Consider the following 15732-nt stretch of genomic DNA (forward strand, 5'->3'; position numbering starts at 1 on the left):
CTGGATCAACGAACCGCCAGCCACCCTCCGAACCGACCACCCGCCACAAACCCCCTACGCAGCCTGATGTCTCATCCGGATTGACAGCTTCCGCGCCCACTGCGCGACCCAAGCGGGAGGCTCCGCCGGCCAGGTCGTAGCAGGCTTGAAACTGTGCTTCGTTACCGGGCTGCCCAGGACGGAATGCGGAGGGCAGACTCTGTACCGAGGGCACCGCTGCGGTGCTCCGGTCCAGCACACCGTCGAGCTGCTCGTTGGAGGTCGTAAGGGCGCTGACTGCGTCCCGAACATCCGGGTACAGCTCGATGAGGTCGACGATTTGCGCCTCATCCCAGATGATGGCTTCCCTCACACCGAACTGATCGACGAGCATGTCAAGCAGGTGATGCACTTCGCCCACCGCCCGCGTACGCCGATCGGAGGTCGTTGCCAGCGAGATATTCGTGGCAAAAATGACGTACTCCGGGCACTTGCGAGTCTTTGCATCACCGCCAAACCACTTCTCAAAGTGGGTTTTGATTCGCTGGCGTAAGTAAATTAGCGCACGTGTCGACTCGTCGGGACGGCTATGGTATATGGCCTCCAAGACGATGTAGCCCTCCCATGGGGTCTCCTGGTTCGGGAACCCAATTGCACGTCCGTCGAATGCCGCGTCGTACTGACCGGGACCCAGATTTCGTTTCACTTCAGTGCCGGGACCGAGCACGTGAACCGCAAGGGCCTGACATGCCTTCAGGAACCCCTCGTAGCCGAGTGCATTCAGTCTGTAGTGCTGAAAGATCCGCGCCACCTGCTGGTCAGTCAGGTCACGAACCATGCCGTCGGACACCTGGTGGGCCTTCCATCGCTCCAGCTCTGCCACCGGATAGCGCTCGGGGTGCTCATCGACCGGCTTGTGGTGTGTTCCGCAAAGCAGCAGCAGATTTGCGGGCAGGTCGATCAGCTGGCGAGGGTAGGTCGGGTCGTATCTGGGTCCGTTGGGCTTCTCCGACCGGATGTGAGCGATCTCCACCACCACTGTCAACAAGCCGCGATCCTCGAGAATCAATCCAGCATTGCAGCCAGGGAAAGCGCACTTGCGGGCTCCGCCGAACAACAGCTTGATCGACTTCTCCGAGTAGCTGTGAGACATGGAACAACTCTAAAGTGCGCTCGCCGTATCAGCTCTCAGCGTGCAGTCGACCTCCACCGGCATCGTTCCTCGGTTCAGGTATGCAAGGCGGGCACCTGGTAGCTCGTACCGGGCCGTGCTGTCGGTTGAGGGAGCCGACTATTCAATGGCGTTGCGAGGCAGTTGGCCTCGCCGTAGAAGCGCTCGCCCCGCGGCGAGCGTGCTGTGGATCTGCTGTGCGGTGATCGGAATGGAATCCTCCCCACTGCGTCGGACGATACTGATGTAGGCGCCTTCGATCTTGCCGTTGACGATTGCGCCGTGAACCAGGAACGGTTTCAGCTCTTCTTCTTGAGGGGGAACGGAGATCACGACGAGCCCGTGGTGAGCGCTGGTGTCCACCGATCGGATGCTCAGGCCCGCTGGGAATGGGAAGATGCGGTTCTCGATCGCTTGGCGGTAGCGGCGGATGGTTGCGGTGTCGACAGGTACGGGTTTGATCGACCGGATGATCTCCCCGCCAGGGACACGTTTGGTGTCCATGCCGACAACGACCACACCGCCCTCTTCGGCATTGCAGAACCGGCTGACCGCCTCGGCCAGCGAGATTCTTCCCCGGTCACCGCTCATGTCGTAGTGCTGGGCTTTGACGTCCAGCCACGCGCCTTCGGGTAGGCCGATAAGGAGATCGGCTCGGCCGCCGAGGATCAAATCGACAACGGTTTCCCGGGTCAGGGTTCCGCTGTCGGCCGCCTCGATCAGTCGGCGGACTCCGTCAGCGAGGTCGTACAGTTCTTGCAGGGTCTTGTTCCGCGTGGGTGCGGTGATCACAACTTCGTGGGTATACGGTGCCGTCGACCGGCGCTCATCGGCCTGAATGGTCTGTAGGTTGGCCTTGACTCGTTGTAGTAGTGGCTCGATGAGGGGCCTCACTCGTGCGGCGAATAAATGCCCTTCATCGAGGTCGTAGTAGGTGTTGCTGGTCACTTCGATCCGAAGTGCGAGCCGACCGTCATCGAGCAGGATGAACTGGACCGGGTCCACGAACGCTTCCTCGGGTGAGTACTCCTCATCCGGCGCGGAATCGATGATGATCTGATCGACGGTCCTATCTCGCCGGGCTACCCTGAGAGCCCGAGCAAGATCGGTAGCCCTCGTGGCCGTGAGGTCGCTGCGCTTGATCACGATGGAGTCGAGTCCGTCATCGAACCTACGGCGACTGCTGAAATACCAGACCTTGGTCTTCCGGTCGTACCTGACTGAGCTCATCACGGGAACACCCTGCACACGAGATGTAATCACCCTTCAGACGCCTCAAAAGAGCAGTTTCAGGAATTATCGTGCGGCACGTCCATCCGCACCCCGAGGTCGCGCAGGTTGTTGATCGAAGTCATCGAGCCGTCGGTGTAAACCGTCGCATAGCTGAACCGATCACCCGATGCGAGCGCCGCTACGGTCGGATCGATACCACCGCGGTGGTAACCCGCCATCAACCTCGCACTGGCGATCAGGAACTCACGCATCTCCGACAGCGCGATCGGGTTCCATAGACCGTATTCCACGAGCGACGGCAAGAACTCACTATCGCCTTGACCTTCGGCGCCGTAGCCGACCGTGAACCCTTCCCGTCGTCGCTCGGTGACCAGGTGTATCTCGACCCCCTCATGCTCGAACTGCGCGTCCAGCAGGCTCATATCCGCGACCCGCGTCAGCAGTATCCGCCGCTCCAACAACTCGACCCTCAAGTCGGCGGAAATCGGATAGTTGCAGGGCGCGGGGGAATCGTGAGTCGCAGCGTCGATAAGGCTGGCGTAGTGCGCGGCGGCGGGCAGAGTCATCGACTCGGCAGAGGGCATCACCGGGTCCAACTGTTCGGCGACCGAGGCGTCAGTCGGCCTGGTCGCCAGCAGGTAGTCACCGCGGGCGAATGTAAGCAGCCCGACGCCCGATGGAGCCGATTGACACCTGCGCAGCAACGCCTCAACCTCTGGCCAATTCGGCTGTGGATGCTCTCCGCCCATGTTCAGAGCAACCCGCAACACGCCGTTCTCATCGCGGAGACTGCTGGTCGACAGGTATCTCTCGATCCGCTCGCCGCGTTCGCGTTGCCGCGCAACCCGCCCCGATCCGCTGACCAGCGTTGGAGCCAACCGGTTCTTGCACTCGAACACAACGATCTGCCGACCATCGGTACACACGAGGTCACCAGTTCCGAGCAAGGTGGTCAGGTCGGCGACGATCGGAACCAAGCCATACGAGTAGACCGTAGCCGCCGTCTCCATGACGAACTCGAAGTCCTCATGCTGGGCCGAGAGGGACGGTGGCCGACGGACTTGCGGCTCGAGAGCACGAATCGTATGGGGCGGAATCAGATTGTGGACCAGACCGTCTCCGAGAACGCGCAGCAGGTGCCGGTGATACTTGCGTTCCTCGCGATCGTCGTCGACCCCCGCCGCTTCGGCGGCGATGATTGCCGCGGCGAGGCTACCTTGCCAGTCCATGACATTGCCCTGTGCGGGAAGTTGGCTCAGCTCGGTGAGTAACCGACGACGGATGCTTTCATGCTGATCAAGCATGAAAGCTGATGGTAGTGCCCCAATTGAAGGGGCGACCACGCATTTTTCCTCACAACGTGAACTTCCATCGAGGCCCTGTCGACCGCCCGATGCACCGTGCCCGAGAGACATTTCGCCAGTGCCCGGCTGAACCTCTCGCCAGCTTCCCGTACCGTCCAATATCCCACTCACCGGTCGCCGCCTCACCGAAACGGCGACATCCCCCACCACGCAGACCAGACAATGACCCAACCAACGGGGACCTACCGCACCGCCCGCGCCCCGGCCTCTCACCGCCACGGACCGCCGTCGCGGCCCCTCGGCTGCCCACCGGCTCATTCACCCCTCCGCCACGGCAGGAGGGCGGCCGGTGAGTTTGCCGAGCCGGTGACAGCGAGGGAATAACACAATCCTCTGCTCGACCCTTATTCGACGGTATAGCCCGAATACACCCGAATACCGAAGCATCCCAACGCATCACCGTGAGGGCCAACGAGGCTGGCAGAGGTATAGATCCGAAGCTCCCCGAAGCCGCCCGCATCGCGGTCTGTCATAACCCAGAGATCACAGGTCCGGTTATCGGGCAAAATTTGTAGAGCACGCGGAAACTGCGGACAGTCTGCCAGTCATGCCACACAAGCTGGGCACCCACCCACTACCGCCTCCTCGCAGCCGTTCTCGGCTGCGAAATCCCAGGTGTGGGCGTTGCTGGAATAGCCCCGCGACACCGGCCGATCCAGGAGATCCATTGTCCTAGACTCAGGCGAGGAGGAACTTGCGAGCTGCCGCCAACGTCGGTTCGACGACGTCGATCGCATACCGGTTCCGGTACGAGCTGCCCCAGTTGTCCGGGGCGTGTGCGGCGGGGTGGCTGAAGCTGGCGATCACGGTGCCCACTCCAGCGAACTCTGCGAACTCGAGTCGCTCGTTTGCCGGGTCGATCCGCTCGATGTGCATGAGGTGTCGGGCAATCAGCTTCCGCAGCGGCTTGCTCTGCAATATCACCAGGTTCGGCTCGAGAATCCTGATGGTCGCAGCGAGGTGCGGAAGGCACGCCCGATCCATCGCAGGCACACCCGCGGCGCTGAATCTGCGACCACTCGCGGCCTCGGCCGGCTTCACCGCCGAGCACAACCGTTTGTTCACCAGCGCGTAGCACTGCATCACATGTTGCGGGACCGGGTGGTTCGTCAACGGCAACCGCTCTCCCCGCTGGTCGTCACCCCGGCCGCAGCCGAACGCTACACGCAGCGCCGTCGTAGTGCCGAGCATGTGGGCATGCCGCTCGCGAAACGATTTCTCGATCGCCTCGTCCTGCTGCAATCGCCGCGCTTTTAACGAGATATGCCTGTCCGGGCGCCCGATCTCCATGCCCAACGCGAGCACGCGCATCGGTTTGCCGTCCTCGAACAGGTCGTAGTGCAGACCGACGTGCGAGAGCTGACCCTCGTAGAAATCCGCGCCCTTCGCCTCCGTCGCGGACCGGCACCGATCGGCGGATCGGCACACGAACCCCTCCTCGCCGAACACCGACCGGGTCATGTAGTCGTCGAGCTCAGCGATTCGCTGACCGGTCTGCATCGGATCACTTGTGAACCGCACCATCTACGAAACGTACGAGGTTCAACGCCAACTCGCGATGCGAACACCAATTTCACCGCACAGCACGCCACCCCAAACGCATATTGACCTCTTCCGGGCATCCGACTACCGTGCCGGCCAAACCAACCGGCTCCGCATGTACGTCGAAATCTCTTACGCCGAACTTTACGCAGCCCAGCAACCGAGTAGCGCTCAGGATCGAAGGACTCGACCGGCTCATCACCATCGACGCCACGTTCACTGCTTGGTGTCTCGATCCTGGGCCCGACGACGACCAACTCGAGACCGTGTAACGCCTCAACGCACATGCCGCATTCGCGTGGGCGCCCGAGGGCCACGAACTCACCACCTGTTTATCGATGAGATCGAGCACCTGGTGATGGCAGTGAAAGCGCTGTTCGAACCCGTCCGACGACGGGCACTCGTCGCCACTGCCCGGCTGGCGGTGCAAGCACCGTCCACCGCCTCATCTCAGCGGCGAGACCGCCCGGCAAGCCGCACTCCGATCACTACCAACGGCTGCATCTGCCAGTCCCGCCAACCGTGCCCGCCCACTACTGTTCCTCGCCGCTGCCCTCGGATGTCAGGTTACATTCGTCCGTGCAGCAGCCCCGAATACCCAACGGCGCACTCGATACTCCGCTCGAAAGCCTGCCAAGGCGACGATGATCAGTCAATTGGGCGCGGCATCTCCGCTCAACCGCCGCGACTCCACCGGGCGTTGTGTCCGAACCAGAGTGGTTGCCCCGGTCGACCGTTTTCGTTCATGTTCGCCGTCATTCGCCTCCCCGAGCTAGAATTTCGCTCGCATGCACCCAAACTGGCGTCGGCATCGCTGAGGCGAAACATCCATCACGATCAAGACGATCACCACAACGCAGATGGATGTGCGCGACCACAGGGGAGGTTGACGATGTCACTATTTGGCTTGGGCAAGTTGAGCATGGTGTCGATCGTGGACGTGGCGTCTGCTGCAGCGTATCCAGGTTGGTCTTCTTCGAGTTGGCAAGGTGGGCTTGCGCATTGACCACGGTGATCTTCGTACACGGTACCGGTGTGCGCGAAAAGAGCTACGCTAACTCCTTCGACCTCGTACGGGAGAAAGCGGCACAACACTGGCCCGGAGTGACTATCGTTCCCTGTTTCTGGGGAGATGTCTTGGGTGTTCCCCTCGACGCTGCCGCCGCGACTGTCCCGGACTACGACATCACCCGTGGCAGTGAAATGCCGGTGGATGAGTGGCGTGACGAACGCTGGGTGCTTCTCGAGGCCGATCCGCTGTACGAGTTACGGCTCCTGACAGTGGCTCACACGGAGGACGTCGAGTTCGCACTGCCCGGTGCGGAGGTCACCGCCGAGGATCGGCTCAACAACTACCTGAAGTGGTCGAACGATCTGGCGGATCTCGCCGGGTTGGTTGAGCAGCAGGGCATGCCCTCCGATGTGTTCACCGGGGCGGTTCGGGAGGTTTTCGGTTCTTCGGCTGCCAGGGACGCGATCGAGTTGCTTGCCGGTGGTGACAGTGAGGGTGAGTTGCGGGAGGCTCTGTCCCGCGCGGTTACGGCCGCTGCGTTGGTCGGCGCGGATGCCGGTGTAGCCGGGTCGTTCCCGATCGATGCCATCGGACGAGACGCTATCTGTGCGGTGGTCCTCGACGGCCTCCATGGTGCTGATCTCGGTGTCGGTCAGACACTTCTGAAGGTCAGTGCCGGCCTGGCGTTACGGATGGGTGGGGCTAGGACGATCGAACGTCGGCGCGGCATGATCATGGATCGTGTGACGCCGTTCGGCGGCGATGTGCTGCGGTACCTGGCGCACGGCGACCCGGTCCGTCGGTTCATCGCCGAGACGGTCAGATCGATCACCGGGCCGATCGTGCTGGTCGCGCACAGCCTCGGCGGGATCGCGAGTCTGGACACGGTGCGGCTCGGGATGGCGCAGGTGGATTTGCTGGTCACTGTCGGCTCGCAGGGGTCGTACCTATGCAGTCTCGGTGCTCTGCCGAGCGCGCCCGGTGGCAGTGTCGGTGACATCGTGATGCCGCCTTGGGTAAACGTCTACGATCCTCGGGACCTGCTCGCCTACCTCGCCGAGCCGGTCTTCGGAGAGGCTGCCGAAGATCTGGAGATCCGTAGCGGCGCACCATTTCCACGGGCACATAGCGCGTACTTCGCGTTCGACGAGTTCTACACGAAATTGCGGGAGCGGTTACCGCAGTGACGCCGGAACGAACCAACGCCGTGGTGGTCGGCCTGGACGACTACGGTTTCGGTAACCCCCGCGCCGGCATGGCGGCACAGGCCCTCGCCTTCGCCAAGTGGCTACGTGGCCGGGGAGTACCAGCCGACAACATCCTCCTGCTGACGTCGCCGTTGTTGGACGACAACGACGGCTTTCGCAATCTTCTCGCGAATGTCGCCAACGTGCAGGACCAGCTACACCGCGATGTTCTCGCCGTCGAAGGCGACGTGTTCTGGCTACATTGGGGTGGGCACGGCATGGTCGACGAGGCCGGCCAACGGCGACTGATTCTCGAGGATGCCACCGAGAACGATCTCCGCAACATCAATCTCGATCGTCTACTCGCCCTGCTGCGATCCGCAAGCGCCCGCCGGTTGGGGCGGCAGATCGTCACGATCGACGCGTGCCAGCGGTTTCCCCACGCGAAAGCTCCGCGCCCACCCGACGGCATTCCGGTACCAGGCGGCAATCCGCCTGTGTTCGGGGCGAACCAGCAGATCCTCTACGCGTCGCCGTACGGCACGAAGGCGGTGTACCTCCATCGGCTGGGTGGTGGGGTCTTCTCCGCGGCATTACTGGACTGCCTTGCCGAGGCAGCCGGAACGACATGGCCGCCCGAACTACGAGATCTGCTCAAAGCGGTGAAGAGCCACATCGAGTGCTTGGCGACGAATGGCCTGGACCTACCTCAGCCGATCGAAGTGGTCTACGGAGATACCGACGGCAGCCGTCACCCGGTCACGATTGCGCCGCCACCCGCGTCCACCACACTTCCGGCCTACTCCCGCGCCGAGCTGTCCGCGGTGCTCGCCGAGACGACGACGGTCGCTCCATCCGCGATCGTGGACACACTGTGGCGGTCGCTGCGGACTGTATCGCCGATATCGGTGGATGACGCGATCGATGTGGAAACGATCATCGACCGCCTCGACCAGCTGCCACGCGGACCTCGGAGGATTCCGCCGGTTCTGTCGTTCGTCGAGTACCTTGCTGCCCGATTACCCGATCCCAGGTTACTGCGGTCGTGGGTGGACGACACCGGCCAGGAATTGGGCGTCGACGTCGCGGCGGTCAGCCAGGCCCGCTCCGACGCCATGCGCGACTCCTCGGACGCGGCCACCTTCGTCACCGTGAAGGTCGAGCCGGTGGCGGGGAAAAACGACAATTTCACGTTGAACGCCGCGCTCGAACGCGACGGGGCCTCTCTCACAATACGTTTGGACGATCCACGTCCCTGCCCGGCGGCCGAGGTACGTGAACGGTGTGAGGCGATGGTGTCCCGAGTCGCGAACTTCCTACCGACAGTACGAGGCGACACGCTCACCTTCGAGTTCCTCCTACCCTGGTCCCTGTTGAACGAGGCCGTCCACCACTGGCGGCCGGCCTCGGGCGGTCGGCTCGGACTACGCGGCAAGGTGGTGGTTCGCTCGCTGGATCGGCTGCGTTCCGACGGCATACTGCGGCGTGACTGGCAGGACCGTTGGGACCGGCTCGACGCCGAGGGATCTCAGATCCTGTTCCTGCACCTCGGCTCGGCGCTTCCGCAGTACTACGACTCCGCCGGTACCGCGCACGTCGTGGTCGAACAGCACGACGCGGACACCCTCGCCGACCGGTTCCTTCTCGCCGGGGACGCCGTGTGCGTCATGTTGTCCTACCCGTACCGACATGGCGGGTCTTCAGTGGATGGCCTCAAGGTCGCTGTCGCAGCCGGCATGCCGGTGGCGGTGTGGTGCGGAACCGGCTGCGACTCCACGCCGCTCAAAACCATTGTCGAAGAACTGGGCAGCGAGCGCGGACTGGCTCGCCTGCCGGAACGCGTCTATCGGGAACGGCGTGAGGCGAACACTACGGACACAGACCACTACAGCAGAGACATGATTCTCCTGTGGGACGACCCCTACCGGATACCGGAACTGACCACGCCACTCGCCTCGCCAATCGCATCGGGGGATCCGATCGCATGACAGCCACCGACAACGACGACACCGAGACCACACCGGACACCGAAGAATCGCCACGACCAGCATGGTGGCTGTATCGCGGCGACGGACAACCCCACCCGTGGGTCCGACCCGAGAGCCCGCCATGGCGGACCTTCGACGGTGCCGTGCCTGAAACCACCGCTTCCAGTGCCATTGAGACCAGTGGGCGTTCGGCGCGGCTCACCCGGTTGGCGGCCGCGTACCGGGCCGAGGCCAAGGAAGTGCGGCTGGTAAACACCGCGATCCACCTGCGTCGGCCACTCCTGGTATCGGGTCGCCCCGGAACCGGCAAATCGATGCTGGCCCACAGCATCGCCTACGAACTCGGCCTCGGGCGAGTGCTGCACTGGTCGATCACCAGCCGCTCCACCCTCGAAGACGGCCTCTACCAATACGATGCGATCGGGCGATTGCAGGCGGTCAACATCCTTCAAGCCGACGAGACCGGGGCGAAAGGGATGCCGGTGGACATCGGCACCTACATCCGGCTCGGCCCGCTCGGCACCGCACTACTCCCGACAGCCAAACCCCGGGTCCTGCTCATCGACGAGATCGACAAGGGCGACGTCGATCTGCCCAACGACCTGCTCAACGCCTTCGAGGAAGGCAGCTACCGCGTCCCGGAGCTGCTCCGCCTCCCCAACTCGAGCACACCCGAGTACGTGTTCACCGACGACGACACCGAACGCGTTCCGATCCTCGGCGGCAAGGTCACCTGCAACGAATTCCCGATCGTGGTAATGACCAGCAACGGTGACCGCGACTTCCCTCCGGCGTTCCTGCGGCGCTGCATACGACTCGAACTCGACCCACCGGATTCCGCGAAGCTCAAGCGGATCGTCGGAGCCCACCTCGAGACGGTGTCACCAACCGCACAGGCCCTCATCGACCGGGTCGACGAGATTCGCCGACAGCGACCAGAAGCTCAACTCGCCATCGACCAGCTACTCAACGCGATCAGAATGGAAACCCACACCGACCACAGCGGCGATACCGGCTGGGCCGACGTCCTCGAAGCGCTGCTGCGGCCACTCAACGACCGTGGCCTGGGATGACCGGATCCCACCGTGCGCCGGTGGAGGAGCTGCTGGCATCGGCGTACGCCCAGGGCACGCTGACACCGCAAACCTTGGCCGAGGCGATCTGGCTGCTCGACCGCCTGTACCCAGATCTGGTCACCGCGTCCGAGACACGGCAGGTCGACGATCCGGCGCAGTCCTCCGAACCCGTCGCTGAGCCAGAGCCCACGGCACCGGAGGCACCCCAAACCGAGCATGAGTCCAACGATTCCGCGGCCCCAACCCAGCAACCGGGCATACAGATCGTGAAGGCACACGACGGACCGTCGCGTGGCACGGCGCGCCCCCGACCATCGGCTTCATACGCGCTGTCCGAATCGGCCGAACTCAGCCGGGCAATGCACCCTCTGCACCGCGAAATACCGGCACCCGGCCCGGGCATTCTCGACGAAGCCGCTACCGTCCACGCCTACGGCGAAACCAGAACACTCGTCCCGATCTCCACCTCGGTCACCGAACACTGGCTCGACCTCGCCATCGTCATCGATACCAGCACCTCGATGGCACTATGGCGACCTACTCTCAAAGAGCTGACCCGGATGCTGCGCTCACACCGGGCATTCCGCGATGTGCGCATATGGAGTATCGACGGAGACGCCGACCGAACCCGCCTACAAATCGGCTCAGCCCCAGGCCGCGCCGTCGGCGACCGGAGCAGCTCCGAACTCACAGACCCGACCGGCCGCCGACTCATCCTGATCGTCACCGATGGCGTCGGAAGGCTCTGGCAGAGCACGGCAATGGGGAACACGATGCTCGGGTGGGCGAACGTCAGCCCACTCATGGTGCTGAACGTCCTGCCGGAACGGCTTTGGCATCGCACCGGCTTGTTAGCCGTACCCGTCTCGATGCACGCCTCACCACAACACAGTGGACTGCTCCACGGACGAGCCAAACACCCACGCCTGCGAGCGAATGACAACGGACAGCACCTGATCCCGATGGTCGGCCTCGATCCGATACGGGTCAACCAATGGGCAGCCGCGGTCGCCGGGGACCGGACGGCAGGGCAATCGATGCTGGCCGTACCCCTGCCCAGACCACAGGCACTTGACACACGCCACCCCGCAGCTGGACCAAAACCCACGTCAGCTGTAGAACTCGTCAAACGGTTCCGCCTCACCGCCTCACCCACGGCATACACGCTCGCGGCGTTCCTATCCGCCGCTCCGCTCACGGTCCCCGTGATGCGACTGGTCCAGCAAGAACTGGTCCCGGACTCCACCCCAGCGGACCTCGCCGAAGTATTCCTGTCTGGCCTGCTGATCACAGTCCCCGGTATGGCGCACGATGAACCCGATCAGATCATCTACGACTTCGCCACAGGATCACCAGACGAACCCACCGTCCGCGAAGAGCTACTCGCGAACCTGCCACGCGCCGACGCCTTCCGCGTCCTGGACCTACTGGCCCACCACACCACCACCGAAGCCGAACCGTTCGGAGGCGACCTCGACTTTCGCACTCTCGTGCCAGAGACGCGCCAACACGCGCCCTCACCTGACCGGCATCCCTTCGCCCAGGTAGTCGTCGCGGTCCTGAGCGGCCTCGGCGGCCCCTACCAAGAACTCGCGGAAACCATCGGCAGAACAGTCGACCGACCCGAACAGCGCCACACGTCGGTCAACCCACGGCCGCAGCTACCTCTACACAGTGAAGCCTCAAAGGCCGTGTCCGACATCCAAGAGCCGGATCTGGCGGCGCAGCGAGCCAACGAATTGAAGAGACCGGATGCACGACCGCCGCAACCACTAGAATCTGACACGAATGACCCGCGGCGGTTTCTTATCGCCGTGGCAGTCGAGTCTCACACCGAGGCACCACACTGGGACCGCCCTGGCCTCGAGCGGGCGCGCGCCGCGATGATCGAGTTGTTCACCGGCCGCTTCGGCTACACCCTCGTGGATACGATCGGCGCGAACCCGACCTCCACCCAACTACTTCGAGAACTACGCAAATTTTGTATATCTCCCGACCGTCGTCCCGACGATCTGATCACCGTGTATTTCACCGGCCACGCCGAACGCGTCGGCGACAGGGGCGATCACATGCTGATAGCCTCCGACATCGATCCGACCGATATCGCGGCGGCAGTCCCGACAGCCGAGCTGGCCCGGCAGATGCTACTCGGCACCAAGGTGCGACGGTTGTTGCTCATTCTCGATACCTGCTTCTCCGGTCAGGGTGCTGTCGATTTCGCCGAGGAGGCGCTGCGGCGTTATACGAGGCATTGGGGTGCGGACACCGGCACCGGCATCATTGTGATCAGTTCCGCGCAGCCGACGCAGTGGGCGCAGGCCGGAGAGTTTCCGCGCCAGCTGGTCGACGCCGTCGATTCCCTCGCGACAGCGGGCTACGGCCCCGAGACCCTGGCCTTGGACGCCGTGATCACCGCGATCAGCGAGAACTCCGACCGCATCTATGGCCAGGACATCGAACAGACCCGCGTGCGGGTGAGCGGAGCGACACCGCCGTTCCTGCCGAACCCACGATGGGATCCGCGCCTGATCGAGGTGGATCTGGCGATTCAACGGGCCGACGAGTGGGCGGTCCACTCCGAACGCCGCGACACCGAATTCCGTAAACGACTGTTGGTGCGCGCCATGGGAAATCAGGGCGACAGGGGCTGGTGGTTCTGCGGCAGGCGCACCGCGCTCAGCGATATCACCACCTGGCTCACCCACCCTGACACCACCCGGCCGCTGCTCGCGGTGACAGGTGACCCCGGTTCGGGAAAGACCGCTGTCCTCGGGCTGATCAGGACGCTCACCCACCCCGAGTACCGCCGCATCGTCCCCCTCGACGCGCTCGGCTTGCCGTCCGCCGCGATCCCCGCGCGCGGTGCGGTCGATGTCGCGATCTACGCCCAGAACCTCACCGTCGACCAGGTGCGCGGCGGAATCGCCGCCGCCGCGAAGCTGACCGCCACCACTACCGGTGGACTCGCCGCAGCCCTCGCGACCCGTGACCGCACGCTCACGGTGTTGATCGACGGCCTCGACGAGGCAGACGACCCCGAACAGCTGTGCCGGAAACTGCTGCGCCCCTTACTCGACCACGCCAACCGACACCTGCGCCTGCTCATCGGAACCCGCCCGTACCTGCTGCCCCTGCTCGGCACCGACCGCGCCCGTTCGATCGATCTCGACGCCACCCGCTACGCCGACCCTGCCGCGTTGGCCGCCTACGCCGCACGCGGCCTACTCGAAGGCGACATCTACACCAAGGCCCCACCGGACCTGATCCGCGATATCGCTAAGGCCATCGCCGAGAAGGCTGACCCGTCGTTCCTGGTCGCCCGCATAGTCGCCGCGACCGTCGCCACCGAGACCACCATCCCCGACCCGAACGACCCCGCATGGCGCGCGAGGCTGCCGAAAATCCCCGGCGACGCCATGCACCTTGACCTGCGCTCCCGTCTTGGTAACGACGCCGATCGTGCCTGTGATCTTCTGCGTCCGTTGGCTTTCGCCCAAGGCCAGGGCCTGCCCTGGGAAGACCTGTGGGCACCACTAGCGGCGCGCATCGCAGGTGAGGCGTGCAGCGACGACGACATTATGTGGCTGCGCCGGACTGCGGGCTCATACGTCGTCGAGGCCACCGAGAACGGCCGCTCCGCCTACCGCCTATATCACCCCGCCCTCGCTGCATTCCTCACCAGGGATCTTGATGATCAAGACGTTCACACGACTATTTGTCGGGTACTTTCCGAGCGTGTCCCGGTGAAGGCCAACGGCGGTCGCGACTGGTCCCGCTCCCACCCATATACTCTGCACCACTTGGCCGCTCACGCCATCCACGCCGGACTCGTAGACGAACTGGTCGCCGACATGGACTACCTCGTCAACGCCGAACCCACCTCACTGCTCGACACGCTAAATCAGGCACGTTCCGACACCGCGCGAATGACCCAAGCGATCTACCGTCACTCCGCCCGCCAGCACCAGGCCCTGCCACCTACACAGCGCCGCCAGATCCTGGCCATCGACGCCGCACGCTTTGCAGCCACCGACCAACTGCGTGATCTCAATCATGGACTGGAATGGCAGGTCAGGTGGGCCACCGGCGGCCAAGCCCACCCCGCTCACCGTGCCGCCCTAGTTGGCCACAGCCACCGGGTCTCTGCGGTGGCGTGCACTCGCGGTGATGCCCGCCCAGTCGCGGTCACAGCCGCTTACGACGAGACATTACGCGTGTGGGACCTGACCACCGGCACCCATAGAGCCACCCTCACCAACCGCGCTAACCGGGTGTCTGCGGTGGCGTGTACCAGCATTGACGGTAGCCCCGTGGCCGTCACAGGCAGTTGGGATGGGACGGCGCGGGTGTGGGACCTGACGACCGGCACCCATAGAGCCACCCTAAACGGCCACGCTAACCGGGTGTCTGCGGTGGCGTGTACCAGCATTGACGGTAGCCCCGTGGCCGTCACAGGCAGTCGGGATGGGACGGCGCGGGTGTGGGACCTGACGTCCGGAGCCCAACTCGCCGTCCTGACCGGCCACACCGATGCGGTGTCTGGGGTGGCGTGCACCAGTATCGACGGTCGCCCTGTCGCGGCCACTGGTAGCGAGGACGCGACGGTGCGGGTGTGGGACCTGACGACGGGCACCCAACTCACCAACTTCGTCGGGTCGACCAACCGGGTGTTTGCGTTGGCGTGCACCAATGTTGATGGTCGCCCTGTCGCGGTTACTGGCAGCGAGGACGCGACGGTGCGGGTGTGGGACCTGACGACGGGCACCCAATTCGCCGTCCTCCCCGGCCGAGCCGACCCGGTGTCTGCGGTGGCTTGTACCAGCATCGAAGGTCGAGCCGTCGCAGTCGTAACTGGCCTAGAAACGACAGTGCGGATCTGGGACCTTGCGACGCAATCGCTGATGGCAATGATCGAATGTCCTGTGTCGCCGACGCCAGCGATTGGCGTCTTTCAAGACAAACTTGTTCTCGGGATCGGAAATGACATTGTCGTGTTGTCGCGGGCAGTGTCGCAGTAAGCGCCCCCATGACAAGACCTCGGAACTGAGTCCGTCGTGATTTGTTCAGGTTCAATCGATCCCACGGCTGGTTGACCGAACTTAAGGCTCGGTGGCCCAGACAGGAGGCTGTCGTACGCGAGTTGACCCGACGGGTTCTCGCGAATGCGCGCGGCGGCAATC

The 15732-nt window shown here is 63.8% G+C and carries 7 protein-coding genes and 1 pseudogene; 4 read left to right on the forward strand and 4 right to left on the reverse strand.

What is annotated here, in order from left to right; genetic code table 11:
• From ABZS43_RS30535 to ABZS43_RS30550, 4 genes and pseudogenes are all read right to left on the reverse strand, one after another.
• Positions 1-1132: pseudogene (locus ABZS43_RS30535) on the reverse strand (hypothetical protein); the annotation flags it as partial.
• A 138-nt stretch (positions 1133-1270) separates the two neighbouring features.
• On the reverse strand, positions 1271-2296 hold the full coding sequence (locus tag ABZS43_RS30540) for a hypothetical protein (RefSeq protein ID WP_355039447.1): 1026 nt from the start codon (positions 2294-2296) through the stop codon (positions 1271-1273).
• Between the two features lie 143 nt (positions 2297-2439).
• Positions 2440-3726 (reverse strand): hypothetical protein, encoded by a 1287-nt coding sequence (locus ABZS43_RS30545; RefSeq protein ID WP_355039448.1) that lies wholly within the window; start codon positions 3724-3726, stop codon positions 2440-2442.
• 699 nt (positions 3727-4425) lie between these two features.
• Positions 4426-5058 carry a hypothetical protein gene (locus ABZS43_RS30550; RefSeq protein ID WP_355039449.1) on the reverse strand — a complete coding sequence of 211 codons (633 nt, stop codon included), beginning with the start codon at positions 5056-5058 and terminating at the stop codon, positions 4426-4428.
• A 1095-nt stretch (positions 5059-6153) separates the two neighbouring features.
• Here ABZS43_RS30550 and ABZS43_RS30555 point away from each other — a divergent pair.
• From ABZS43_RS30555 to ABZS43_RS30570, 4 genes are read left to right on the forward strand one after another with little or no spacing between them, the layout of a single operon-like run.
• Positions 6154-7488 carry a hypothetical protein gene (locus ABZS43_RS30555; protein ID WP_355039450.1) on the forward strand — a complete coding sequence of 445 codons (1335 nt, stop codon included), beginning with the start codon at positions 6154-6156 and terminating at the stop codon, positions 7486-7488.
• Complete coding sequence (locus ABZS43_RS30560) at positions 7485-9476, forward strand: hypothetical protein (RefSeq protein ID WP_355039451.1); 1992 nt, start codon at positions 7485-7487, stop codon at positions 9474-9476. Before ABZS43_RS30555 ends, ABZS43_RS30560 begins: the two co-directional genes overlap by 4 nt.
• Positions 9473-10549, forward strand: coding sequence for a MoxR family ATPase (locus ABZS43_RS30565; protein WP_355039452.1), 1077 nt, complete (start codon positions 9473-9475; stop codon positions 10547-10549). Before ABZS43_RS30560 ends, ABZS43_RS30565 begins: the two co-directional genes overlap by 4 nt.
• Positions 10546-15570 (forward strand): SAV_2336 N-terminal domain-related protein, encoded by a 5025-nt coding sequence (locus ABZS43_RS30570; RefSeq protein ID WP_355039453.1) that lies wholly within the window; start codon positions 10546-10548, stop codon positions 15568-15570. Before ABZS43_RS30565 ends, ABZS43_RS30570 begins: the two co-directional genes overlap by 4 nt.
• Positions 15571-15732 lie beyond the last annotated feature (162 nt).

This window comes from Nocardia sp. NPDC005366 (assembly GCF_040606855.1).
Classification (GTDB): domain Bacteria; phylum Actinomycetota; class Actinomycetes; order Mycobacteriales; family Mycobacteriaceae; genus Nocardia.